The sequence below is a fragment of the Variovorax gossypii genome, from assembly GCF_003965815.1.
In the GTDB taxonomy this organism is placed as follows: Bacteria; Pseudomonadota; Gammaproteobacteria; order Burkholderiales; family Burkholderiaceae_C; genus Variovorax; species Variovorax gossypii.
Genome location: NZ_RXOE01000006.1, coordinates 292182 through 316982 on the forward strand (window position 1 = coordinate 292182; position 24801 = coordinate 316982).

Here is a 24801-nt window from a genome sequence, read left to right on the forward strand (position 1 = left end):
TCTTGCGGCAATGCGCTCAGGCGGTCTGGATGTCGGCCGACTGGATGCGCTTGACGCCCTTGGCCGTCATCTGCTTCCACGCAGCGGCCAGCGAACCGTTGAGGTCGATGCCGCGCGTGGCGTCCTCGATCACGTAGGCCTCGAAGCCGGCCTTGCGCGCGTCCATCGCGGTCCAGGCCACGCAGAAGTCGGTGGCCAGGCCGGTGACGAACACGGACTTGATGCCGCGCGCCTTGAGGTAGCCGGCAAGGCCCGTGGCCGTCTTGTGGTCGGCCTCCTCGAAGGCCGAGTAGCTGTCCATCTCCTTGTGGAAGCCCTTGCGGATGATGAGCTGCGCGGTAGGCACCTTCAGGTCCTTGCCGAGCGCCGCGTCGTCGGTGCCCTGCACGCAGTGGTCTGGCCACAGCACCTGCGTGCCGTAGCTGAGCTTGGTGGTCTCGAAGGGCTTCTTGCCGCTGTAGGTGCTGGCGAAAGACGCATGGCCCGCCGTGTGCCAGTCCTGCGTGACGACGATGTTCTCGAACGCTGGAGCCAGCGCGTTGATCACCGGGATGACCTCGTTACCGCCCTTCACCGCGAGCGTGCCGCCGTCGAGAAAACAGTTCTGCACGTCGACCACGATCAGCGCCGCCTTGGCGCCGGGCTTGATCTTGCCGGCCGCAAAGGCGTTGAAAGCGACACTGCCGAGGCCACCGGTCAGCCCGAGGGCTGCGGCGGATTTCACGAGGGTTCTGCGATGCATGGCGTGGACTCCGGGGGTTGAAGAAAAACTCAGACGCTCAGGTAGGCGCGGCGGACTTCGTCGTTGGCCGCGAGCTCGGCCATCGTGGCGTGATAGCGGATCTGGCCCTTCTCGAGCACATAGGCGCGGTCGGACACCAGCTCGGCGAAGTGCATGTTCTGCTCCGACAGCAGGATGCTCACGCCCTGCGCCTTGAGCTCCAGGATCATGTTGGCCATCTGCTCGACGATCACCGGCGCCACGCCTTCGGAAGGCTCGTCGAGCAGCACAAGATACGGATTGCCCATGAGCGTGCGCGCCACCGTGAGCATCTGCTGCTCGCCGCCGCTCATGCGCCCGCCGGGACGGTTCGGCATCTCGCCGAGGTTGGGGAAGAGCTTGAACAGGCGTTCGGGCGTCCACAGCGGCGCGTCGCTGCCGTCGGCCCAGCGGCGCGCGGCCTGCTTGCCGACCTCGAGGTTCTCCATCACCGTGAGGTCGGTGAACACGCGGCGGTCTTCAGGCACGAAGCCCAGGCCCAGGCGCGCCGCATGGTGCGGCTCGCTCTTCGAGATGTCGTGGCCCAGGAAGCGCACCGCGCCGCGGCGCTTGGCCAGCATGCCGATCAGCGCCTTCAGCGTGGTCGACTTGCCCGCGCCGTTGCGGCCCATGAGCGCGACCACTTCACCGCGACGCACTTCGAGGTCCACGTCGTAGAGGATCTGCGCAGCGCCGTACCAGGCGCACAGGGCCTTGGCCTGAAGCAGGGGTTCATGCGTGCTCATGCGGCTTCTCCTACGGCTGCGGCCTTCTTCTCGAATGTCTTGCCCGTGCCGAAGTACACCTCCTGCACCTTCGGATGGTCGCGGATCTCCAGCGGCTTGCCCTGCGCGATGAGGCGCCCGCGCGCCAGCACGATCATGCGGTCGGCGTACGCGAACACCACGTCCATGCTGTGCTCGGTGAAGAGCACGGCCATGCCGCGCTGGATGACGAGTTCCTTGGTCAGCGCCATGAGCGAGTTGCGCTCCTTGGGCGCCATGCCGGCGGTGGGCTCGTCCATCAGCAGCAGCTTGGGCGAGTTGGCCATCGCGATGGCGAGTTCGACGCGCTTCACGTCGCCGTAGGCCAGCACGCTGCAGGGCCGGTCGGCCTGCGACTTCATGCCGACCTGGTCGAGCAGGGCCAGCGCCTCGTCGCGCTTGTGGTCGGCGGCGCGGCGCCATGTGGAAAACAGCTTGCGGTCGTGCGAGAGCAGCGCCATCTGCACGTTCTCGACCACGGTGAGCGAAGCGAAGGTCTCGGCGATCTGGAAGGTGCGGCCCACGCCCATGCGCCAGATCTCGCGCGGCTTGCGGCCCACGAGTTCCTGGCCGTCGAGCGTGATGGAGCCCTGGTCGGCCTTGAGCTGGCCGTTGACCATGTTGAAGGTGGTGGACTTGCCGGCGCCGTTGGGCCCGATGAGCGCGAGCAGTTCGCCGGGCGGCAGCTCGAAGCTGATGCCGTCCACGGCCTTCACGCCGCCGAAGGACTTGCCGAGGTTCTCGACCTTGAGGAGCGTTCCGGTCATGCCTTCACCTCCTCGAGCTTGGCCTTGGCTTCGGTCTTTGCAACTTCGTCTTCCTTCGGCGCGCGCCACCGGTCGGCCAGCTGCTTGATGGAGCCCGCGATGCCCTGCGGGAACAGCAGCACCAGGATCAGGATGATGGCGCCCAGCATCGCGCGCCAGTAGTCGGTGTTGCGCGCCACCGTGTCGTGCAGCCAGGTGAAGGTGACGGCGCCGACCACCGGGCCCGCGAGCGTCTGGATGCCGCCGAGCAGCACCATCACGAGGCCGTCGACCGACCTGCCGACCGACAGCGTCTCCGGCGAGATGCTGCCCTTGGAGAAGGCGAAGAGCGCACCCGCCAGGCCGGCCACGGTGCCGGCGATGACGAAGGCAGCCCACTGCATGCGCTTGACGTCGATGCCGATGGCGTCGGCGCGAAGCACCGAGTCGCGGCCCGCGCGCAGCGCATAGCCGAAGGGCGAGAACAGCACGCGGCGCAACCACCACACGCCCGCGCCCACGAGCACCAGCGTGAGCCAGTAGTAGGCCCGCTTGTCGGAAAGCCACTCGGAGGGCCACACGCCGGTCAGGCCGTTGCTGCCGCCGGTGAAGCTGTCCCACTGGTAGGTGACGGCCCAGGTGATCTGCGCGAAGGCCAGCGTGAGCATCGCGAGGTACACGCCCGACAGCCGCACCGCGAACCAGCCGTAGACGAAGGCGCCGAGCGCGGCGATCAGCGGCGCGACGACCAGCGCGAGCTCCATCGGCAGGTGCAGCGCGCGCACCAGCAGCGCCGCGCCGTACGCGCCGAGGCCGAAGTACGCGGCATGGCCGAAGGAATGCATGCCGGCCGGGCCCATGATGAAGTGCAGGCTGGTGGCGAAGAGGGCCGCGATCATCAGGTCGATCATCAGCACCGTGGTGTAGGGCGAGTTCACCGTCAGGAACGGCACCACGGCCAGCAGCAGCGCGAGCACGGCTGCGGCCACCATGTAGGCGTTGCTCGGGCGGCGCAGCGGTTCCTCCTGCATGCCGACGTAGCGGCTCGGCGCCTGCGGGCGGCCGAACAGGCCCCAGGGGCGCCACACCAGCACGATGGCCATCACCAGGAAGTCGACCATCAGCGTGAGCTTGGAAAACGACACGTCGATGCCGAAGATCTGCACTACGCCGAGCCAGATGCAAACGGCCTTGATCTCGGCGATGAGCAGCGCGGCCATGTAGGCGCCGGGCAGCGAGCCCATGCCGCCCACCACCACGACCACGAACGCGGCGCCGATGGTGTTCAGGTCCATCTCGAGCGTGGCGGGCTCGCGCGGCAGCTGCAGCGCGCCGCCGAGGCCCGCGAGCAGCGCGCCGAGCGCGAACACCGCCGTGAAGAGCCAGGCCTGGTTGACGCCCAGCGCGCTGACCATCTCGCGGTCTTGCGTGGCGGCGCGCACCAGCGTGCCGAAGCGCGTGCGGGTGAGCAGCAGCCACACGAGGCCGAGCACCACCGGGCCGATCACGATCAGGAACAGGTCATAGGAAGGAAACTGCCGCCCGAGGATCTCGACCGAGCCCTTGAGGCCGGGCGCGCGCGGGCCGAGCAGTTCGTCGGGACCCCACAGCCACAGCACCGCGTCCTTGATGACGAGCACCAGCGCGAAGGTGGCGAGCAGCTGGAACAGTTCCGGCGCCTTGTAGATGCGGCGCAGCAGCAGCACCTCGATCAGCGCGCCGAGCACGCCGACCGCCAGCGCCGCGATCAGCAGCGCGGGCCAGAAGCCCAGGCTCGAACCCAGCTTGTCGACGAGCGTGTACGCGAGGTAGATGCCCACCATGAAGAACGATCCATGGGCGAAATTGACGATGCGCGTCACGCCGAAGATCAACGAGAGACCGGCCGCCACGAAGAAGAGCGAGGACGCGCCGGCCAACCCGTTGAGCAACTGAACAACGAAGCCTGAGAAACTCATAAGGACCCTGAGGAAACTGGAGACATCCGCATCCGCGCCTTGGTGCAAGGGCTGCGGATGCAGTGCAGGAGCCGCGCGATCAGTCGGCGGGGCGCATCTTCTTCACTTCGTCATCGCTCGGCTGGAACTTGGCGCCGTCGAGGTAGACATAGTCGACCATCACGCCCTTGCCGCCGTCGTTCTTGGTCTTGCCGACGTAGGCGCCCATGGTGGACTGGTTGTCCTGCGCGCGATAGCTGATCTTGCCGAAGGGCGTGTCGACCTGCAGGCCCTTGAAGGCGGCCACGAGTTTTTCAGTGTCAGTGCCGCCGGCCTTCTTGATACCGGCCGCGATCGAGTGGATGGCGCTGTAGCCGACCACCGAGCCCAGGCGCGGATAGTCCTTGAACTTGGCCTGGTAGGCGTCGAGGAAGGCCTTGTGCTCGGGCGTCTTCACGCCGTTCCAGGGATAGCCGGTGACGATCCAGCCGTTGGGCGCTTCGTCTTTCAGCGGGTCGAGGTACTCGGGCTCGCCGGTCAGCACGCTCACCACCTCGCGGTCCTTGAACAGGCCGCGCGTGTTGCCTTCGCGCACGAACTTGGAAAGGTCGGCGCCGAACAGCACGTTGAAGATGGCATCGGGCTTGGCATCGGCCAGGGCCTGCACCACGCTGCCCGAATCGACCTTGCCCAGCGGCGGTGCCTGCTCGGCGACGAACTCGACGTCGGGCTGCGCGGCCTTCAGCAGCGTCTTGAAGGTGGCGACCGACGACTGGCCGTATTCGTAGTTGGGGTACACGAGCGCCCAGCGCTTCTTCTTGAGCTTGGCGGCCTCGGGCACCAGCATCGCGACCTGCATGTAGGTCGAGGGACGCAGGCGGTAGGTGTACTTGTTGCCGTTGCTCCAGACGATCTTGTCGGTGAGCGGCTCGGCCGCGAGATAGAAGAACTTCTTCTGCTTGGCGAAGTCGGTCAGCGCCAGGCCGGTGTTCGACAGGAAGGCGCCAGCCAGCACGTCGATCTTCTCGCGCGAGATGAGTTCTTCGGCCACGCGCACGGCGTCGCCGGGGTTGGCGTTGTCGTCGCGGCTGATGAGCTCGATCTTCTTTCCGTTGATGCCGCCCTTGGCGTTGATCTCGTCGACCGCGAGTTCCATGCCCTTCTTGTAGGGCTCGAGGAAGGCGGGTTGCGCCTTGTAGCTGTTGATTTCACCGATCTTGATCACGCCCTGCGCGTGCGCGGGAACGAGGGCCGTGGCCAGCGTGACGACGGATGCGGCGCAGAAAACATGGCGCAATGGATTCATCGAGAAGCTCCTAGGGGTTAAGGCAGAAAGAATTCGAGTTGTTGGGGCGCGGGACTCTGGCTGGACGATGCGGCGCGTCTCAGCGCAGGCCGTCTTCGCCCTTGATCTCGGAGACCTGCAGGCCGCCGATGCGCGGCAGCGGGCGACCGCTGTCGGTGACGGCCACAGCCACCACGATCTCGTTGGCGCGCGGCGCGTCGCTCACGCGGGCTTCCACCGCGTCGAAGTGGCTGCGCACGAATGCGGCATCTTTATGGCCCAGCGGCACGTCGATGGCGGTGCCCAGCGTGCCCTGCTTCTTGGCCGAGGGCACGAGCGCCGCGCCCTTCTCCACTGCCACGCGCAGCGGCGCGCCGAGCTTGGGATGCAGGATGGCGGCGGCATGCTCGAGCTCGCCGCGCTCGCCGACGATGGCGGCCTTGCCGTAGCTCTGTGCCTGGCCGGGCTCGATGCCCAGCGCCTTCACAGCCTTCTGGCCCAGCAGCGCGCCGAGTTCCTCGCCGATGGCGATGAGTTCGTCGAGGTTCTCGCTGTAGCGGCCCGCGTACGGGTTCTCGATGACGGCGATGGCGACGGCGCGGCGCGTGGGCGGCGTGATGTCCTTGCCCATTTCCTTGCGGGTTTCGTCGACCTGGATGACGAGCTTGCGGATGTTGGCGGTCATGTTCTGTGTGTTCCTTGTCTTGTCTCTGTGCGGTTGCGTCGGGTGCTGCTGCTCAGCGCAGGCCGTCCCACTTGCTGATGTCCTTCGCGAGCAGCCCGCCCACGCGGGCATGCACGCGGTAGCCCGTGCTCATCGCGAGGATGAAGACGATCTCGTCGGCCGCCGGAGCACCGGGCACGCGCACTTCGATGGCGTCGAACTGGCCGCGCACGTAGCTGGCGTTGATGTTGGTGAGCGGCACGTCGAGCGCGGCGCCGGGCGGGCCGACCTTCTTGGTGGAGGGCACGATCGACAGCGCGTTGCCGGGCTGGCCGGTCTTCTCTTCCGCCTTGCCCGCGGTGTAGGCGGCGCGGCTGCCTTTCCAGCCGAGCAGTTCGCGCATCGCATAGCCGCCTGGCACGTGCCACAGGGCGCCATGCTCCAGCTCGCCGTCGGCGCCGACGATGGCGCCCTTGCCGTAGGTGGCGATCTGCTCCAGCGGCACGTCCATGGCGGCGTGCAGGCGGTGCGCCATGTCGACGCCCACGGGGTCGAGCAGCGCCATCATCGGCAGGATGTCGGGTTCGTAGCGACCCGCGAACGGATTGGTCAGCACCGCGCCGATGGCACCGCGCACCAGCGGGGTGTCGGCGCGCGGTCCGAACTCGTGGTGGATGTGCTCGACATGGGTGAAGACGCGGCGGATTTCGATCATGAAAAAGAACCTTGCTTTTCGTTAAGCAAATACTGAACCAACGGATTTCGGCAGCTCTGTGTCGAGCGCCTTCGAGCATAAGGGCTCGACAAGTCTCCACTGCCCCTGACAAACGAGTAGAACGGCCCAGACGAGCCCTCCTTTTTGCAGGACCTTGGCGCACACCACGCCCGTATCGAGTGCGCTGCGCACCTGCGCGGGGGCCAGCGTCGGCACGTCGACGGTGACGAGCGTGTCGCCGAGATCGCTGTCGTCCTTGCACTCGTTCGCGGGGCGGCGCGCGATGGCATCGTCGTCCACGTCGACGGCATTGGCGATCACTGTCGCGGCGGCATCGGCCTGCGCTGCCGTGGCGGCCAGCACCGTCACGCTGTCGGCGATGCCCAGCGAGAAACTGCGCCCGCGCCAGCCGCTGGTGGCGACGCCGCGCACGGGCTGGTCGGCGCGCAACTCGAACTGGCCGTCCGTCGTGAGGATGCCGCTGCCGCCATCGACATGGGTGCGCCAGTCGAAGCGCGCGATGTCGGCGAACACGCCCACGCGCGCGGACTGCCCGGGCGCGAGGTGCAGCGCGATGTCGCCGCCGTTGTTGATCCACGCGCGCTCGATGCCGGGGCGCTCGTAGAAGGCGATGAGCTCCTGCGCGACCGAACCGGCCACCGCCGCCATCGGCGTGATGAACATCGGAGAGAACGCGGCGCAGGCATCCCACATGCGACGGGCCACCACGTTGCGCGGCCGCATCTTTTCAGTGACGGGCAGACGCAGAAGCGGCAGTTCGCGCACCAGTTCGTCGAGCACGTGAACGAAGCGCGCCCAGGCCGCGTCGTGCGCAGCGGCGACGGCGTACGGGTCGCCGTACGCCTCGGCCACGATGTCGATCGGGCCGTGGTTGAAGTGCCAGCGGCTCTTGTCGAGCGCACTGCGTTGGGCGGACATGATCAGCCCAGCATCGGGGCGTGGCCGAGCGGCCACGGGTTGGCGTCGTCCACCGCGAGCCATTGGCGCGCAAGCGGTGCGCCGTCTTCCTGCCATGCACCACGCGCGAGCGCCTGTTCGAGCGGGAAGATGTGCTCGACGTGGCCGCCGAGCGCCTCGTAGTCGTCGCGCCGCATGCTGAACTCGATGGGCGCGACGATGGCGGGCGTGGGCACGGTGCCGAAGCTGTTGTCGGGCATGCGCATGACGTCGGCCATCACCGTGATGCCGCCGCCCGGCCACACGTAGGCCGGCGCACCGCCGCAGGTGACGTTGACCAGCGCGCGCTTGATGGCGCGCGTGAGCAGCACCGGGTTCTCGGTGACCCCCGCGCGCAGGCTGCCGCCTGCACCGCCGAGGAACAGCACGGTGCACAGCGAGGGTTCGCAGTTCTCGCCGATGCGGTCGACGATGCGCTTCACCTCGGGCGGCATGGGCTGCTCGACGGGCTTGAGCGCGTCGTCGAGCACGTACCACTGCGCATGCTCGCCGGTGGTCGAGGTCATGAGCAGGCGCAGGCCGGGGCGCGCGACGCCCTCTTCCCAGCCTTCGATGATCGCGAGCGGATCGGCGATGTCGGTGCCGCCCCAGCCGTTGCCCGGGTTCGCCACCTGGAAGTAGCGCCCCGGCGTGGACTTGCGGCCCAGCATCTGGATGCCCGAGGGCGCCATGTCGAGGCAGCGGCCGGCCTGGTGCTCGGTGAGCACGCCGGTGATGTGGTCGTCGACCACCACCACCTCGTCGGCCACGCCGGCGAACTGGCGCGCGAAGATGCCGACCGCAGCAGAACCGCAGCCCACGCGCATGCGCTGCTCTTCCACGCCGTTGACGATGGGCGCCTTGCCCGCCTGGATGACGAGGGTGGAGCCGCCGTCGATGGTGCACTCCACCGCCTTCTTGTTGCCCAGCAGCTGCATCAGCTCGGCCGTCATGCGGCCTTCCTTCTTGCTGCCGCCGGTGAGGTGGTGAACGCCGCCGAGCGAGAGCATCTGCGAGCCGTATTCGGCCGTGGTCACGTGGCCCACGACCTCGCCGCGGTAGCGCACGTTGGCCTGCTCGGGGCCCAGGAAGCGGTCGGTGTCGATCTTCACCTTGAAGCTGCAGTAACTGAAGATGCCTTCGGTGACGACGGTGACCATGTCCACGCCCTGGGCCTTGGAGGCCACGATGAAGGGGGCGGGCTTGTAGTCTGGGTAGGTGGTGGAGGAGCCCACGCCGGTGACGAAGACTTCGTCGGAGTGCAGCAGGTCGCCGTTCCAGTCGGGGGCGGCATCGGCCGACTCGGCAGCTTCGGCGCCGGGGCGGTCGAAGGGCACCAGCACGGGCGCTTCGCTCTCGATCGTGCGGCGCAGCAGCACCACGGGATCGACGCGCACCAGCACGCCCTCTTTATTGGCATAGCGGTCGCAGGCGCCGGTGCGGCCGTCGGAGATCTGGCACAGCACCGGGCAGGCGTTGCACTCGACCTTGGCGGAGCTCATGCGCTCGTTGCGCAGCGGTGCCTTGCCGAAGGCGCTGCTGCCGGCTTCGGCCACCACGGGCATGTCCATGCCCGGGAGGCCGTCTGTCTTGGTGTGTTCTGTCATCGGGGCGATCTCTTGGCGTTCGGTCGTGTGCGAAGGTGCAATTGCAGGCTGCCGGGGTTTGCAACAAACGTGCCGTCCGCCCGCTTGTGCATCGACTTCCGTTTGTGTAGCATTCCCTACACTTTCATGTTGCATTCACTACATCAAAGGTCAATGTAGCAAACGGGCCCGATGCTTGCAATGGTGTTTTCTCGCGGTGTTCATCGGGGTTTCTCCGACCAACGACAATGGAGGGTTCGGAGCCGGCCGGCGGCTTTCGCCCCAAAGGCGTGCACGCAGGCTAAGCCAACCTCCCTAGTTACCAACCAACTCTTGAGTTCCGTATGAGTGCATTCAGCGAAGAACGCGTCCTGAGCGTCCACCACTGGACCGACCGCCTGTTCACCTTCACCACCACGCGCGACCCGGCGCTGCGCTTCTCGAACGGTCATTTCACGATGATCGGCCTGAAGGTCAACAACAAGCCCCTGCTGCGCGCCTACAGCATCGTGAGCCCGAACTACGAGGAGCATCTCGAGTTCCTGAGCATCAAGGTGGAAGAAGGCCCGCTGACCTCGAAGCTGCAGCACATCCAGGTGGGCGACACCATCATCGTGGGCCGCAAGCCCACCGGCACGCTGCTGATCGACTACACGCTGCCGGCCAAGCGCCTGTACCTGTTCGGCACCGGCACCGGCCTCGCACCGTTCATGAGCATCATCCGCGACCCGGACACCTACGAGAAGTTCGAGCAGGTCATCCTGGTGCACGGCGTGCGCCAGGTCGACGAGCTGGCCTATCACGACCTCGTGACCGACCACCTGCCCAAGCACGAGTTCCTGGGCGAGATGATCGCCAAGCAGCTGCTGTACTACCCGACGGTCACGCGCGAGGAGTTCCGCAACCAGGGCCGCATCACCGACCTGATCGAGAGCAACAAGCTCACTGACGACCTCGGCCTGCCGCCGCTGAACGTCGAGGAAGATCGCGTCATGCTGTGCGGCAGCCCCGGCCTGCTGGTCGACCTGAAGCACATCCTCGAGAAGCGCGGCTTCAAGGAAGGCAACACTTCGACGCCGGGCGACTTCGTCGTCGAGCGGGCCTTCGCAGAGAAGTAATGAAGGCCCCCCGGCTTTTCACTCGCTGTGCTCGTGTAACTCCACCCCCCATGGGGGAGGCGCGGTCCGCCTTGGGGCGGCCCGGCGGCGACCGCCTCCCTCTTCATCCCGCCCTCCGATGGAACGCAAGGTAGTCACCAAGCCGCAGCGCCGCACGGGCGTGCGCGAGGCGGCTGCCCAGGCCACGCGCGACAGCATCCTGAAGGCGGCGACCAAGGTCTTCGCCAAGTACGGCTACGACGGCGGCAGCGTGGAGAAGATCTCCAAGGCCGCGAAGTCGTACGACCGGATGATCTACTACTACTTCGGCAGCAAGGAAGGCCTCTTCATTGCAGTGCTCGAAGGCATCTACCAGCGCATGGACGACGCCGAAGCGGCCATCGCGCTCGACGCCTCGCGGCCGGTGGACGCGCTCACCGAAGTCATCCGCTTCGTGCTGGGCTACTACCGCAAGAACCCCGAGTTCGTCACGCTGCTGAACACCGAGAACCTGCACAAGGGCCGGCACATTTCGAAGTCGCTGCGCGCCCGCGAGTACTCGTCGCGCGCGGTGGCGATCATTGCGGAGATCCTGGCGAGCGGTGCCTCGCAGGGCCTGTTCCGCAAGGATCTGGTGGCACGCGACATCTACCTGCTGATCGCGTCCACGGGCTACTTCTACACATCCAACCGGCACACGCTCACCGCCTTCCTCGGTGAACCGCTGGAGTCGCCCGAGGCCATCGCGCACTGGGAAGACTTCGTGATCGAGACGCTGCTGCGCACGGTGCGCGCGGACGCCGACGAGCCGCAGGACGACGAGAACAACTCCACCACATCCCACGAGGACACATCGAAATGGCAGAAATCGCAGCCGGCGGCAAGTCGGGCAAGGTCGTCATAAAGAACATCGGGCTGCTGCTCTCGGGCGACATCGACAAGCCCATCCTCGACGCCGACACCATCGTCGTGAACGACGGCCTGATCGTCGCGGTCGGCAAGGAAAAGGACTGCGATCTCGAAGGCGCGGTCACCGTCATCGACGCGAAGAAGACCTGCGTGGCGCCCGGTCTGATCGACAGCCATGTGCACCCGGTGTTCGGCGACTGGACGCCGCGCCAGGGCCAGCTCGGCTGGATCGACTCCACCATGCATGGCGGCGTGACCACCATGATTTCCGCCGGCGAGGTGCACCTGCCCGGCCGCCCGAAGGACATCGTGGGCCTGAAGGCCCTGGCCATCACCGCGCAGCGCGCCTTCGACAACTTCCGCCCCGGCGGCGTGAAGGTGCTCGCGGGCGCGCCGGTCATCGAGAAGGGCATGGTCGAGAGCGACTTCAAGGAACTGGCCGAGGCCGGCGTGGGGCTGCTCGGCGAAGTGGGCCTGGGCTCGGTGAAGGCCGGCTACGAGGCCAAGGAGATGGTGGCCTGGGCGCGCAAGTACGGCATCCAGAGCACGATCCACACAGGCGGTCCGTCGATCCCGGGCTCCGGCCTGATCGACAAGGACGTGGTGCTCGAGGCCGACGCCGACGTCATCGGCCACATCAACGGCGGCCACACCTCGCTGCCCGAGGCGCACGTGTGCGAGCTGTGCGAGAAGAGCTCGCGCGCCATCGAGATCGTGCACAACGGCAACGAGAAGGTCGCCATCGCGGCGGCGAAGGCGGCCCTGGAGCTCAAGTGCCCGCACCGCGTGATCCTCGGCACCGACGGCCCCGCGGGCTCGGGCGTGCAGCCGCTGGGCATTCTGCGCATGGTGGCGATGCTGTCGTCCATCGCGAACATCCCGGCAGAGCTGGTGTTCTGCTTCGCGACGGGCAACACCGCGAAGATCCGCAAGCTCAACTGCGGCCTGGTCGAGGTGGGGCGCGCCGCCGACTTCGTGTTCATGGACCGCGCCCAGCATTCGCCCGCGCCGGGGCTGCTCGAGAGCGTGCAGCTCGGCGACATCCCGGGCGTGGGCATGGTGATGATCGACGGCATCGTGCGCTGCGGCCGTAGCCGCAACACGCCGCCGGCGACCGAAATTCCGGTGGTCGTCTCGGGCGCGCACTGAGCACGATGCGGCGCAATGCGCCGCATCGCCGGCCTCAGCCGTTGCGGTGCGAGCGAAAGACCAGGTAGCGCGCCGACAGGAAGTTGGCGCTCATGCCCGCGAGGCTGCCGAGCACCACGCCCAGTGCCGCGGCCCAGCGGCCTTCGACCCAGTGCAGCGTCAGCACATAGGCGCCGTAGTTGAGCACCGCGCCGGCCGCCATGGTCGCCAGGTAGCCGAGGTATTCGCGCCAGATCGAACGGCTGGCGGCCGCGCTCGCCGCGAAGGTGTAGCGGCGGTTGAAGGCCCAGGTGGTGGTGGCCGCCGCGAGGAACGACACCACCCGCGCGACATACCAGCCCAGCAGCGGCGCCAGCAGGTACAGCACCACCACGTCGACCACGAGCCCGATCACGCCGACGGCGGCGAACGCGAGGAACTCGCGGCCGATCTTCATCGCGAGGCCTGCTCGCGCACGCTGGGAATCGCGAGATAGCTCAGCCGCTTGGCCTCCCGCCGCCCCAGGGTGATGGCCTGCATGATGACGCCGCACACGAAGGACAGCATGGCCGCCAGCATCGCGCCGGTGGCCAGCACCGCTGTGGGGAGCCGGGGCACCAGGCCGGTCTGCATGTAGGTCATGAAGAGCGGCACGACCAGTGCGATCGACATCAGCACCAGCAGCCCGCCGATGATCGAGAAGAACTGCAGCGGCCGCTCGCTCACGAACAGCTTGCAGATGGTCTTGAGGATGCGCCAGCCGTCGCGGTAGGTCGAGAGCTTGCTGACCGAGCCTTCGGGCCGCGTGCTGTAGGCGGTGGCCTCCTCGGCATAGGGCATGCGTAGCTCGAGCGCGTGCACGGTGAGCTCGGTCTCCGTCTCGAAGCCCCGCGACAGCGCCGGGAACGACTTGGCATAGCGCCGCGAGAACACGCGGTAGCCCGAGAGCATGTCGGTGAGGCCGCCACCGAAGAGCTGCGCCACCGCGCCCGTGAGCATGCGGTTGCCGAAGCGATGGCCTGCGCGGTAGGTGTGTGCGTCCTGGCCGTCGTCCACGCGGCTGCCGACCACCATGTCGAGGTTGTCGCGCACCAGTCGTTCGACGAGGCGCGGCGCGGCGCCGGCGTCGTAGGTGGCGTCGCCGTCGGTCATCACGTACACGTCGGCATCGACGTCGGCGAACATGCGCCGCACCACGTTGCCCTTGCCGCGCAGCGCCACGTGCGTGACGGTGGCGCCGGCCGCGCGCGCCACGGCGGCCGTGTCGTCGCTGGAGTTGTTGTCGAAGACGTGGATCTCGGCCCCGGGCAGCGCGGCACGAAAACCCTGCACCACCTGCGCGATGGCGAGCGCCTCGTTGTAGCAGGGGATGACCACGGCGATGCGCAGGCCGCCGCCGCTGCTGCGGATCGGGCTGCTGGAGAAGTCTGCGTCGTCGGTCATGGTGCGACGGGAAGGATACGGTAGACGCGGCTGCCGTCCTTCTCGTATTCCACGGCGAAGTACTTGTCGAAATCGATGCGCGCGCTGAACACGGGCGCCACCGAGTCGGGCAGCACGACCGCGACGAAGCCCATACCCGAGAGCTTTCGTGCGAGGTCGCCGCCCGACAGGCGCCCGAAGTCGGTATAGCGCCAGGGCCCGAGGGTGTCGCCCCAGATGGGGTTGGGGCCGTAGTAGATCGCCTCGTTCAACGCGACCTGGTAGACGCGGCCCTTGGCGGTCCGGCGCAGGTAGTCCATGACGGCATAGCCCGGCACATGCTTGCGCAGCACGGCCTCGCGGGCCTCGGGCGTGACCGCGACCATCGAGACCTTGACCGCGGTCTGGCGCACGGAGACGGCGGCCATCGCGGCCAGCAGCAGCACGAGCACCCAGTCGCCCACGCGGGCGCCGGAGCGCGCCACGGTGGCACTGGCATCCTGCGGCTGCGGCGCCTTCGCACCGAACAGCCGCTTCACGCCCGACGCCGCCCAGCCGAACAGCACCTGCCAGCCGATGGCCGCGATGGCCGCCAGCAGCGGGAACGAAGCCGTCAGGTAGCGCGGGTAGCGCGAGGTCGCGACCCACACCACCAGCGAGTACAGGCAGAACCAGCCGGCGGCGCGCACGGCCGCGGAGCGCTTCCAGAGCACGCTGAACGGCGCGAAGAACACGGACCAGATCAGCGCGTTGGGCAGCTCGGCATGCACGCGCACGTCAGCCACCTGCTGCACGTAGTCGGCCGGCGTCCATTCTGTGAAGCCGAACACCCGCGCGCCGATGGGGTTGAAGGGGTCGCCCGTCATGATGGCGTTGCGCGCATACCAGTACACGCAGGGAATCAGGAAGCAGACGAACACCAGCGCCCAGGCCTTGGGGCTGCGCTCGTGGCGGAAGACGAACGGCGCCACCAGCGGCAGGAAGACCAGCGCCTGGTACTTCGAGCCCGCGGCCACGCCGAGGCAGAACGCCGCCAGGCCGAGCCAGCGGATGCCGCCGTGCGTGGGCTTGCCGGGCTCCGATTCGCGCCACCACCACAGCGCCACGCAGGCCGACAGCACGAACAGCGCCACGCCCATGTCGATCAGCGCGTTGGAATAGTCGCCGAGCCCCAGCCAGATGGCCGCGCCGATGCATGCGGTGAGCCGGTTGGCGTGCAGCATGCCGAGGCGATAGATCATCACGACCGACAGCGCGCCGGCCAGGGCGTTCAGGAAGTGCGGCAGCACGTCGTCGCTCAGCTGCAGCGCGGCGGCGTACAGCAGGTTGTAGTTGTACGGGAACCAGGGGTAGCGCAGCCAGTCGTGGATGCCCAGCGAGCCCTGCTGCGCCACCTGGCGCGCGTAGGGCAGGTGGTACATCAGCTCGTCGAAGGCGATGGGCGGCGCGAGCGGCGCCACCAGCGCCGGCAGCACGACCAGGGCCAATGCGATCGCCGCGACGCGTTCCGGATAGCTCCAGGGCACGGCCTGCACGTTGGCGAGCAGCGCGCGCCGCTCGCGCAGCCACGCCGGCAGCTGCACCGCCGCAGCCAGCACGCCCACCACGACGAGGGCCACGGTCGCGCCGACCTTGAAGGCTCCGAAGATGGCCAGCGCCTGGAACGCGCAGATGAACAGGCCCACGCCAAGCGCCACGGCCATGGCGGCCTCGAGCCCCGCATCGCGGCGCGGCGGCGGCGCCAGGCGGCCCAGCAGCGCGCGTCCATAGCCCCAGCAGCCCACCACGAAGACCGCCAGTGCCGCGTACTGCGCGGCTGCAAACATCAGCTTCTGAATAACAACTCCCCGCGCCGGGCGGCCGCACCGGCCGGCAGGTTCAAAGATTGGGCGCGAGCAGGCGCTCGAGGTCGGCTTCGCTTTCCTTGCGCCGCGCGGCCTGGTCCTGCAACTGGTCGTGCCCGATCTTGCCGACGTTGAAGTACGTCGAATCGGGGTGGCTCAGGTAGAACCCGCTCACGCTGGCGGCGGGCATCATAGCGAGGCTTTCCGTCAGGCTCATGCCAATGTCCGCGCAGTTCAGAAGGTCGAACATGGGCTTCTTCACGCTGTGGTCGGGGCATGCCGGGTAGCCGGGCGCGGGGCGGATGCCGCGGTACTTCTCCGCGATCATGTCGTCGTTGCTCAGGCTCTCGTCGCTCGCGTAGCCCCAGAGGTCGGTGCGCACGCGGTGGTGCAGCGCCTCGGCGAAGGCCTCGGCCAGCCGGTCGGCCAGGGCCTTGAGCATGATGGCCGAATAGTCGTCGAGGTCGTCGACGAAGTACTTTTCCTTCTTCTCCACGCCCAGGCCGGCCGTGACGGCGAACATGCCGACGTAGTCCTTCACGCCACTGTCCTTCGGCGCAACGAAGTCGGCCAGGCAGCGGCTCGGGCGCATCACGCCGTCGATCTCGTGCTTCTCGGTCTGCTGGCGCATGCCGTACCAGGTGAGCGCAACCTCGCTGCGCGACTCGTCGGTGTACAGCTCGATGTCGTCGTCGTTCACCGTATTGGCGGGCCAGAAGCCGATCACGCCGCTCGCGCTGAGCCAACGGCCCTCGATGAGGCGCTTGAGCATGCGCTGGCCGTCGCCGTACACGCGCACGGCCTCGGTGCCGACGATCTCGTCCTTCAGGATGGCCGGGAACGGGCCCGCCAGGTCCCAGGTCTGGAAGAACGGGCCCCAGTCGATGTACTTCGCGAGCTCGGTCAGGTCGAAGTTCCTGAATACGCGCCGTCCGATGAACTTGGGCACCGGCGGCAGGTAGTTCGCGAAGTCGACGGGCGTCTTGTTGGCGCGCGCCTTCGCGAGCGGCCACAGCGGCACCTGCTTCTTGTTGGCGTGCTGCTCGCGCACCTTGTGGTAGTCGGCGTTGATCTCGTCGATGTACGCCGTGGCCTGGTCGCTCAGCAGGCTCTGCGCCACGCTCACGCTGCGCGAGGCGTCGGGCACGTAGACCACGGGGCCCTCGTAGTGCGGCGCGATCTTCACGGCCGTGTGCACGCGGCTGGTGGTGGCGCCGCCGATCAGCAGCGGAATCTTCTTGATGCGGAAGTGGTCGTCCTTCTGCATCTCGCCGGCCACGTACTGCATTTCTTCCAGGCTCGGCGTGATGAGGCCCGACAGGCCCACGATGTCCGCGCCCTCGACCTTCGCCTTCGCGAGGATCTCGTGGCACGGGACCATCACGCCCATGTTCACCACTTCGAAGTTGTTGCACTGGAGCACGACTGTGACGATGTTCTTGCCGATGTCGTGCACGTCGCCCTTCACGGTGGCGATGATGATCTTGCCCTTGGTGCGCACGTCGCGGCCCGCGGCCTCGTCCTGGCGCTTTTCTTCCTCGATGTAGGGAATGAGGTGGGCCACGGCCGACTTCATCACACGCGCCGACTTCACCACCTGCGGCAGGAACATCTTGCCCTGGCCGAACAGGTCGCCCACGATGTTCATGCCGTCCATCAGCGGGCCTTCGATCACGTGCAGCGGACGGCCGCCGGTGGCGAGGATCGCGCGGTAGGCCTCTTCCGTGTCTTCGACGATGAAGTCGGTGATGCCGTGCACCATCGCGTGCGACAGGCGCTGGTTGACCGGCACCGGGTTCTCCGGCGTGCCGCGCCATTCGAGCTTCTTGCTGTCGTCCTTGGCGCCGCTCTTGGCGGTCTCGGCCACTTCGACGAGGCGCTCGCCGGCATCGGGGCGGCGGTTGAGCACCACGTCTTCGACGCGCTCGCGCAGGCCGGGCTCGAGGTCGTCGTACACGCCCACCATGCCGGCGTTGACGATGCCCATGTCCATGCCCGCCTTGATCGCGTGGTACAGGAACACGGTGTGGATGGCCTCGCGCACCGGGTCGTTTCCGCGGAAGCTGAAGCTCACGTTCGACACGCCGCCCGACACCTTCGCACCCGGCAGGTTCTGCTTGATCCAGCGCACGGCCTCGATGAAGTCGACCGCGTAGTTGTCGTGCTCCTCGATGCCGGTGGCAATGGCGAAGATGTTCGGGTCGAAGATGATGTCCTCGGGCGGGAAGCCCACCTCGTCCACCAGGATGCGGTAGGCGCGCTCGCAGATCTCGATCTTGCGCGCGTAGGTGTCGGCCTGGCCCTTCTCGTCGAAGGCCATCACCACGGCGGCGGCGCCGTAGCGCTTCACCAGCATGGCCTCGTGCTTGAACTTGTCGACGCCCTCCTTCATGGAGATGGAGTTGACGATGCCCTTGCCCTGGATGCAGCGCAGGCCCGCCTCGATGACCTCCCACTTCGAGCTGTCGACCATCACCGGCACGCGCGCGATGTCGGGCTCGCTGGCGATGAGGTTGAGGAAGCGGACCATCGCGGCCTTGCTGTCGAGCATGGCCTCGTCCATGTTCACGTCGATCACCTGCGCGCCGTTCTCGACCTGCTGGCGCGCCACGGCCAGCGCTTCTTCGAACTGGCCGTTGAGGATCATGCGCGCGAAGGCCTTGGAGCCCGTGACGTTGGTGCGCTCGCCGATGTTGACGAACAGCGTGCCTTCGCCGATGGAGACCGGCTCCAGGCCTGAGAGCTTCATGGGAGGCGGCATTGGGGAAGACATGGTTGGACTCGGGGGCAAAAGCGGTTATTCGTGCGCGGGTTGGGGGAGTCTATCGCCCTCGCATGCGCTGCAGTTACTGCAGGAGTAAGTCCGAATCATGAAAGGGAAAGTCCGGATCGCTCCCACCCCCGTCTGTTTCGCAGAATGAAAAGTGCACGCTCGTTCTTTTTTGCGTGCCCCCCAACCGATCAACCCACAAAGGGAGTTCCGATGATTCGACTGAAGAGGATTGCGGCTTCGAGGACAAAGACGACGGGCAGGAAGAACGGCGCGACACGGCGGACGGCCGGCGCGCTGCTGGTGTGCGGCATGCTGGCGCTCGCGCCCATGACGCAGACGGCGCAGGCGGCCAACACCAGTGCGCAGACGGCCTATCCGATCGTGCTGGTGCACGGCATGCTGGGCTTCGACACCGTCGCGGGCATCGACTACTGGTACGGCATCCCCGGCGAGCTGCGCGCCCAGGGCGCCAAGGTCTTCGTCGCCGAGGTGGCGGCCACCAACAGCAGCGAGGTGCGCGGCGAGCAGTTGCTCAAGCAGGTCAAGGACGTGCTGGCGCTCACCGGCGCGAGCAAGGTCAACCTGATCGGCCATTCGCACGGCGGTCCGACGGCGCGCTACGTCTCGGGCGTGGCGCCGCAGCTGGTGGCTTCCGTCACCACGGTGGGCAGCCCGCACAAGGGCAGCAAGGTGGCCGACGTGCTCGGCGACACGCTGCCGGACGGCAGCATCAGCCGGGCCGTGGTGGTGAGCGTGGTCAACGCCTTCTCAAGCCTCATCGGCATCCTCTCGGGCAACAACACGCCGCAGAACGGGCTGGGCGCGCTGAACTCGCTCAACACCGCCGGCTCGGCGAAGTTCAACGCCAAGTTCCCCGACGGCGTGCCCACCACGGCCTGCGGCAACGGCACCGAGCTGGTCAACGGCGTGCGCTACTTCTCCTGGTCGGGCAACCAGCCGCTGACCAACGTGTTCGACGCGTCCGACTACCCGCTGTCGCTGGCGGGCGTGGTGCACGGCGAAGCCAACGACGGCCTGGTGTCGACCTGCAGCGCGCGCCTGGGCACCTACCTCGGCAGCTACCGGCAGAACCACCTGGACGAGGTCAACCAGATGCTCGGGCTGCGCGACCTGTTCTCGGTGAGCCCGGTGACGCTCTACGTGAACCAGGCGGCGAAGCTGAAGCAGCTCGGCCTCTGAGGAAACGATGCCCCGCAAGCTCCTGCGGCCGCTCGCGGCGGCCGCGGTGGTGCTGGCAGCGGGCGCGGCGTGGTGGCTGGCCGGCGGCGAGGAGGCGCCGGCTCCCGCGGTCGCTTCGGCGGCCGGGCCGGCCGCCTCGTCCGCGCTGCCGGCCGTCTCCACCGCCGCATCCGGCACAAGCGTCCACGCTCCCGATCCGCTGCTGACGCCCGGCCTGCTGCGCACCTTCGAGCAGATGCTCGACGACAGCCAGGCCCGCGACAAGGAAGGCCTGATGGCCGAGATGCGCGCGAAGATCGACAAGTACCTGCCGCCCGAGTGGCGAGTGCGCGCGTTGGGCCTGCTGGAGCGGTACATCGACTATCGCAACGCGCTGGAGGCGCTGCCGGCGGCCGACATCGGCGATCCGGCGGGGCTGCGCAGGATCCTCGATGCGCGCGCAGGCATCAGGGCGCGCTACTTCGCTCCCGAAGAGGTCGAGGGCCTGTTCGGCGCCGAGGAGAAATTCGACCGATTCAGCGTCGAGAAGCTGGAGATCGAGCGCAACAGGAGCCTCACGCCCGAACAGAAGCGCGAGGCCCTCGCGAAGACCGAGGAGACCTGGCTCACGCCCGAGCAGCGGGCCGACCGCGTGGCCAGCACCGCGCAACTGGCCGTGGGCGAGCAGACCGCCGCGCTGGAGGCGCGCGGCGCGAGCCCGCAGGAACGCTTCGCGGAGCGCTCCCAGCAATACGGCCACGAGGCGGCGCAGCGGCTCGCCGCACTCGACCAGCAGGAGCAGGACTGGCAGAGCCGCCTCTCGCGCTACGCCGCCGCCGACGAAGCCACGCGGACGCAGCTGCAGGCCGAGCTCTTCACGCCGCAGGAGGCGTTGCGCCTTCAGGCCGCGCTCGAAATGCGGGCGGCCGGCGAGAAAAGAAAAACGCCCTCCCCGCCATGACCGGCAAGGAGGGCGACAGGAAAGGCGGGAAGGTCCGGCCCGGCCTCAGGCCGTGACCGGCACCTTGGCGGCGGCCGAGGCCGGCAGGCCGAACACGCGGTCGAAGCCCCAGTTGAAGACGAAGGTGTAGACCAGGAAGAACACCACCAGCCCCAGGTCCATCACCAGCGCCTGCCAGAGCGTGACGCCCAGGCCCCAGGCGAACATCGGCACCAGGAAGGCGATCAGGCCGCCCTCGAAGCCGATGGCATGCGCGATGCGGCGGCGCAGGCTGCGTCCGCGCACGACCTGGCGCGACTCCCAGCGCTCGAAGAGCGAGTTGAAGATCAGGTTCCAGATCACCGCGATGACCGATGCGGCCACCGCCATCACGCCCGAATGGCCCAGGCCGGCGTCCGTCATCAGGGCCAGTCCGGCGCTGGCGGCCACGATGGCGATGCCTTCGTAGAGGCTGATGTAGACGATGCGACGCTGAATCCCTTGCATGGCTTTCTCTCTGTGTTCGTTGATGCGATGACTGGACTTTATTTGTTGTTCGCTGATATAAAAAGTTAACTTGTTTCAGTTCTATTGATAGGTCAGATGCCATGGCTTTTTCCAGCGACAACGTCGAAGTCTTCCTGGCCGTGATCGACCACGGCTCTTTCTCGGCCGCCGCACGGGCGCTGGGCAGGGTGCCGTCGGCCGTGAGCATGGCCATCGCCAACCTCGAGGCCGAACTCGACCTGCAGCTGTTCGACCGCAGCGGCCGCGAGCCCCAGCCCACCCCCGCCGCGCGTTCGCTGGAGCCTCAGGCGCGGCTGCTGGCGGCCCAGCTCAAGCAGCTGCAGGTGCAGGCGCTGGCGCTCACGCAGGGGCTGGAAGACCGGCTCACGCTGGCCATCGCGCCCGAGCTGCTGGCCGCGCCCTGGAGCGGCCCGCTGGCCGAGCTGGCGCGGGAGCATCCGCTGCTGCAGGTCGAGGTGCTGGCGGCCCCGCAGGCCGACGCGCTGGCGCTGCTGCACAGCGGGCGAGCTCAACTGGCGCTGGTGTTCGAGCGCCCCAGCCTCGACGGGCGCGAAGGCTTCCAGGAAGTGGGCAGCGAGCTCATGGTGGCGGTGATGGCGCCCGACCACCCCGTGCTCGCGGCCAACGGCGGCCGGCTGCGCGAAGACCACCTGACCAACACCCGCCAGATCGTCGTGGCCGGCCGCGATCTCGCCACCAGCGACCCGCGCTTCGTGTTCGCGCGCCACGTCTGGCGCACCGACAACGCGCTGGCCGCGCTGAGCTTGATCACCGCCGGATTGGGCTGGGGCTGGCTGGCGCGCAACTTCGCCGGGCCGCACGTGGCGGCGGGTGCGCTGGTCGAGATCCCGTTCGAGAACCTCAGCAACGGGCTGGACCTGTGGGTGGACGTGGTGTGGTCACGTGAGCGCCCACTCGGCCTGGGAGCCCAGCATTTCGTGAATCTGATCGCCAAGGGCCGGGCGCCGGCTGGCGAATGCAGCCCCAAGACAGGCGGGATCTGAGCGACTAGACGACTGGTCTAATTGTCGCTAGAGTGCGGTCCATGAACGCGATCGCCCCCATCACAGACGTCCGCCAGCACATCCTCGACGTGGCCCACCCGCTGCTGCTGCGGAAGGGCTTCACCGGCGTCGGGCTGGCCGAAGTACTGGCGGCGGCGAAGGTGCCGAAGGGCTCGTTCTATCACTACTTCGGCTCCAAGGAAGTCTTCGGCGAGGCGGTGCTGGAAGCCTATTTCACCGAGTACCTGGGGCGCACCGACACCCTCCTCACCGGGGGGCCCGGCACCGCCGCCCAACGGCTGATCGCCTATTTCGACGACTGGCTCGACTCGCAGACCGGCGACGAGGCGCAAAGCCGCTGCCTCGTCGTCAAGCTCGGCGCGGAGGTCTGCGACCTGTCCGAGAGCATGCGCTCGGCGCTCGCGCGCGGAACGCGCGGCATCACCGACCGGCTTGCAGGCTGCATCGAGGCCGGGCGGGCGGACGGCTCGATCGGGTCGATGCCGCAGGGGCAGGACGCCCAGGGCGTCGCCATCGCGCTCTACCAGCGCTGGCTCGGCGCCAGCCTGCTGGCCAAGATCACGCGCGACCGCTCGTCGCTGGACGCGGCGATGCGCGACACCCGGCAGCAGCTGGGCCTGTCTTCGGACCACTGAAACCCACGAAGCGGGAGGCGAGCGCGCTCCCGCTTTTTTTCGCCCATCCACTAGACGACTGGTCTATTCACCAAGGAGCCATGACCCATGTCCCAGAGCAACGTCAACCGCCGCATCGTCCTCGCCGCCCGGCCGCGCGGCCTTCCCACGCCGGAGAACTTCCGCCTTGAGGAAAGCCCCCTTCCCACGCCCGGCGACGGCCAGGTGCTGCTGCGCACGCTGCACCTGTCGCTCGATCCGTACATGCGCCAGCTGATGGACGAGATCCCGCCGCTCTACGCGCCCGCCTCGGTGCAGGTGGGCGAGGCGATGCCGGGCGGCACGGTCAACCGCGTCGTCGCTTCAAGGAATCCGCAGTTCCGCCCCGGCGATCTCGTGCTCGGCAACGCCGGCTGGCAGGACTACGCGCTGTCCGACGGCCAGGACCTGATGCCGCTCGGCGACATGGCCCGGCCCTCGCTGGCACTGGGCGGGCTGGGCATGCCGGCGTTCACCGCGCATGTGGGCCTGCTCGACATTGGCCAGCCGAAGCCCGGAGAGACCGTGGTGGTGGCCGCGGCGACCGGCGCGGTCGGCTCAGTGGTCGGGCAGATCGCGCGGCTCAAGGGCGCGCGCGTGGTCGGCATCGCGGGCGGGGCGGACAAGTGCCGGTACGCGATCGAGACGCTGGGCTTCGACGCCTGCATCGACCGCCACGACCCGGAGTTCGCCGCACGCCTCGCCGCCGCCTGCCCCGAAGGCATCGACGTCTATTTCGAGAACGTCGGCGGCGCGGTGTTCGACGCGGTGCTGCCGCTGCTCAACGTCGGCGCACGCGTGCCGGTGTGCGGGCACATCGCCGACTACAACAGCGAGGAACTGCCCTCCGGCCCGAACCGGCTGCCGCTGCTGACGGCGGCGCTGCTGCAGAAGCGCATCCGCATGCAGGGCTTCGTCATCCTCGACCACTACGGCGAGCGCTTCGACGCCTTCAGGCGCGAGATGGACGAATGGGTCGCCGCAGGCCGCATCACATTGCGCGAGGACCGCGTCGACGGCCTGGAGAACGCGCCGGCCGCATTCATCGGCCTGCTTCAGGGACGCAATTTCGGCAAGCGCGTGGTGCACGTCGCCGGAGATTGAGGACGGTGGCGGCACTCAGTTCCGGTGCCCGCCTCCGTGGCCGCCGCCGCGACCCTCACCACGACCGTCACCGCGGCCATCGCCATGACCGCCCCCGCGATGCCCGCCCCCACCCGGATGCGGATGCGGCATGCCCGGCGACGGCCCCGGACGGAATCCCGGCTGCGGCCGTGGCGGCCTGACGCCCGGATCGACCGGCGGACGAACGCCGGGCGGATGCGGTGGCCGGAAGCCCGGCCCAGGCGGCGGGCGGAACCCTGGACCGGGTGGACGGAAACCGGGCCCCGGCTGCCACGGATGCGGCTGCCACCCCGGCCGCACCGGCGGCGGCGGACGCCAGCCCGCCACGGGCGGCGGAGGCGGCCTGCTGCCCCACCAGCGCCGGTCGCCGTACCAAGGCCGGTCGCGGTAGTAGTCGGCCCAGTAGCTGCCGATCGCGAAGCCGATGATCGGCACGCCGATCAGCGCGCCGTAGGTGACCAGCGGCACGCGCTGCTCCTGGTAGGCGTAGTCGAGGTTGCGCGCCCAGATCCAGCCGCGCCCGCCGTCGGGCAGCACCACGTCGCACCAGCCATAGCCGCTGGTGCAGCCGACCACCTCGAGCGGCTGGCCCGGTCCGAGCCGCGCCACCAGCGGATAGTCGCCCGAAGGCCCGGCGCGCAGGTTGACCGCGCCGCGCGTGAAGGCCTGCTGCGCCTGCGCCGCGAGCGGAAGCGCCAGGGCAAGCGCGCCAACGGCGGCCCAGCGTTGTGCGAGTGAGTTCATGGCAAGGCTCCTTGCGCCCA

Annotated in this window: 23 protein-coding genes; 8 read left to right on the forward strand and 15 right to left on the reverse strand. The window is 68.1% G+C overall.

Features of this window, described 5'->3' with window-relative positions:
* Window positions 1-16 precede the first annotated feature (16 nt).
* From pncA to EJP69_RS22025, 9 genes are all read right to left on the reverse strand, one after another.
* Window positions 17-742 (reverse strand): bifunctional nicotinamidase/pyrazinamidase, encoded by a 726-nt coding sequence (gene pncA, locus EJP69_RS21985; RefSeq protein ID WP_126472489.1) that lies wholly within the window; start codon window positions 740-742, stop codon window positions 17-19.
* A gap of 29 nt (window positions 743-771) precedes the next feature.
* The gene (locus EJP69_RS21990) at window positions 772-1506 is read right to left on the reverse strand and encodes an ABC transporter ATP-binding protein (protein WP_019658423.1); all 735 of its coding nucleotides are present in this window, start codon (window positions 1504-1506) and stop codon (window positions 772-774) included.
* Entirely contained in the window at window positions 1503-2291 is a 789-nt protein-coding gene (locus EJP69_RS21995) for an ABC transporter ATP-binding protein (RefSeq protein WP_093206764.1), read from the reverse strand. Before EJP69_RS21995 ends, EJP69_RS21990 begins: the two co-directional genes overlap by 4 nt.
* Window positions 2288-4228: an ABC transporter permease gene (locus tag EJP69_RS22000; protein ID WP_093206763.1), complete on the reverse strand. Its 1941-nt coding sequence runs from the start codon at window positions 4226-4228 to the stop codon at window positions 2288-2290. Before EJP69_RS22000 ends, EJP69_RS21995 begins: the two co-directional genes overlap by 4 nt.
* A 79-nt stretch (window positions 4229-4307) precedes the next feature.
* Window positions 4308-5513: an ABC transporter substrate-binding protein gene (locus EJP69_RS22005; RefSeq protein ID WP_019658426.1), complete on the reverse strand. Its 1206-nt coding sequence runs from the start codon at window positions 5511-5513 to the stop codon at window positions 4308-4310.
* 79 nt (window positions 5514-5592) lie between these two features.
* A complete protein-coding gene (locus EJP69_RS22010; protein ID WP_093206762.1) occupies window positions 5593-6177 on the reverse strand; it encodes an amino acid synthesis family protein in 585 nt (194 codons plus the stop codon).
* Between the two features lie 52 nt (window positions 6178-6229).
* A complete protein-coding gene (locus EJP69_RS22015) occupies window positions 6230-6871 on the reverse strand; it encodes an amino acid synthesis family protein (protein WP_126472490.1) in 642 nt (213 codons plus the stop codon).
* A gap of 21 nt (window positions 6872-6892) precedes the next feature.
* Window positions 6893-7810, reverse strand: coding sequence for a UPF0280 family protein (locus tag EJP69_RS22020; protein ID WP_126472491.1), 918 nt, complete (start codon window positions 7808-7810; stop codon window positions 6893-6895).
* 2 nt (window positions 7811-7812) lie between these two features.
* Entirely contained in the window at window positions 7813-9435 is a 1623-nt protein-coding gene (locus EJP69_RS22025) for a 6-hydroxynicotinate reductase (RefSeq protein WP_126472492.1), read from the reverse strand.
* A 323-nt stretch (window positions 9436-9758) separates the two neighbouring features.
* On the opposite strand from EJP69_RS22025, the gene EJP69_RS22030 reads away from it, so the two are divergent.
* The 3 genes from EJP69_RS22030 (at window position 9759) to EJP69_RS22040 (ending at window position 12569) form a co-directional block, all read left to right on the forward strand.
* The gene (locus EJP69_RS22030; RefSeq protein ID WP_093206758.1) at window positions 9759-10532 is read left to right on the forward strand and encodes a ferredoxin--NADP reductase; all 774 of its coding nucleotides are present in this window, start codon (window positions 9759-9761) and stop codon (window positions 10530-10532) included.
* Between the two features lie 118 nt (window positions 10533-10650).
* A complete protein-coding gene (locus EJP69_RS22035; protein WP_093206757.1) occupies window positions 10651-11415 on the forward strand; it encodes a TetR/AcrR family transcriptional regulator in 765 nt (254 codons plus the stop codon).
* Window positions 11370-12569: an amidohydrolase family protein gene (locus tag EJP69_RS22040; protein ID WP_126472493.1), complete on the forward strand. Its 1200-nt coding sequence runs from the start codon at window positions 11370-11372 to the stop codon at window positions 12567-12569. Before EJP69_RS22035 ends, EJP69_RS22040 begins: the two co-directional genes overlap by 46 nt.
* A 34-nt stretch (window positions 12570-12603) precedes the next feature.
* On the opposite strand, the gene EJP69_RS22045 is transcribed toward EJP69_RS22040, so the two are convergent.
* Genes EJP69_RS22045 through metH form a run of 4 tightly spaced genes read right to left on the reverse strand, consistent with a single transcriptional unit; the run spans window position 12604 to window position 18587 of the window.
* Window positions 12604-13005 (reverse strand): GtrA family protein, encoded by a 402-nt coding sequence (locus tag EJP69_RS22045; RefSeq protein ID WP_126472494.1) that lies wholly within the window; start codon window positions 13003-13005, stop codon window positions 12604-12606.
* Window positions 13002-13991: a glycosyltransferase family 2 protein gene (locus tag EJP69_RS22050; RefSeq protein ID WP_126472495.1), complete on the reverse strand. Its 990-nt coding sequence runs from the start codon at window positions 13989-13991 to the stop codon at window positions 13002-13004. Before EJP69_RS22050 ends, EJP69_RS22045 begins: the two co-directional genes overlap by 4 nt.
* Window positions 13988-15796: an ArnT family glycosyltransferase gene (locus EJP69_RS22055; protein ID WP_126472496.1), complete on the reverse strand. Its 1809-nt coding sequence runs from the start codon at window positions 15794-15796 to the stop codon at window positions 13988-13990. Before EJP69_RS22055 ends, EJP69_RS22050 begins: the two co-directional genes overlap by 4 nt.
* Window positions 15797-15848: 52 nt before the next feature.
* On the reverse strand, window positions 15849-18587 hold the full coding sequence (gene metH / locus EJP69_RS22060) for a methionine synthase (protein ID WP_126472497.1): 2739 nt from the start codon (window positions 18585-18587) through the stop codon (window positions 15849-15851).
* 309 nt (window positions 18588-18896) lie between these two features.
* Between metH and EJP69_RS22065 the strand changes: the two genes are divergently transcribed.
* On the forward strand, window positions 18897-19787 hold the full coding sequence (locus tag EJP69_RS22065; protein ID WP_126472528.1) for an esterase/lipase family protein: 891 nt from the start codon (window positions 18897-18899) through the stop codon (window positions 19785-19787).
* Window positions 19788-19794: 7 nt separating this feature from the next.
* Window positions 19795-20727 (forward strand): lipase secretion chaperone, encoded by a 933-nt coding sequence (locus EJP69_RS22070; RefSeq protein WP_126472498.1) that lies wholly within the window; start codon window positions 19795-19797, stop codon window positions 20725-20727.
* Window positions 20728-20772: 45 nt separating this feature from the next.
* Here the strand turns inward: EJP69_RS22070 and EJP69_RS22075 are convergent, their stop codons facing one another.
* On the reverse strand, window positions 20773-21213 hold the full coding sequence (locus EJP69_RS22075; protein WP_093206750.1) for a PACE efflux transporter: 441 nt from the start codon (window positions 21211-21213) through the stop codon (window positions 20773-20775).
* A gap of 101 nt (window positions 21214-21314) precedes the next feature.
* Between EJP69_RS22075 and EJP69_RS22080 the strand changes: the two genes are divergently transcribed.
* The 3 genes from EJP69_RS22080 to EJP69_RS22090 all read left to right on the forward strand — a co-directional run bounded on the left by EJP69_RS22080 (window position 21315) and on the right by EJP69_RS22090 (window position 24016).
* Window positions 21315-22238 carry a LysR family transcriptional regulator gene (locus EJP69_RS22080; protein ID WP_093307479.1) on the forward strand — a complete coding sequence of 308 codons (924 nt, stop codon included), beginning with the start codon at window positions 21315-21317 and terminating at the stop codon, window positions 22236-22238.
* A 41-nt stretch (window positions 22239-22279) separates the two neighbouring features.
* Entirely contained in the window at window positions 22280-22894 is a 615-nt protein-coding gene (locus tag EJP69_RS22085) for a TetR/AcrR family transcriptional regulator (protein WP_126472499.1), read from the forward strand.
* Between the two features lie 87 nt (window positions 22895-22981).
* Window positions 22982-24016 (forward strand): NADP-dependent oxidoreductase, encoded by a 1035-nt coding sequence (locus EJP69_RS22090; RefSeq protein WP_126472500.1) that lies wholly within the window; start codon window positions 22982-22984, stop codon window positions 24014-24016.
* A 15-nt stretch (window positions 24017-24031) separates the two neighbouring features.
* Here the strand turns inward: EJP69_RS22090 and EJP69_RS22095 are convergent, their stop codons facing one another.
* The gene (locus EJP69_RS22095; RefSeq protein ID WP_126472501.1) at window positions 24032-24781 is read right to left on the reverse strand and encodes an SH3 domain-containing protein; all 750 of its coding nucleotides are present in this window, start codon (window positions 24779-24781) and stop codon (window positions 24032-24034) included.
* Window positions 24782-24801: the final 20 nt, after the last annotated feature.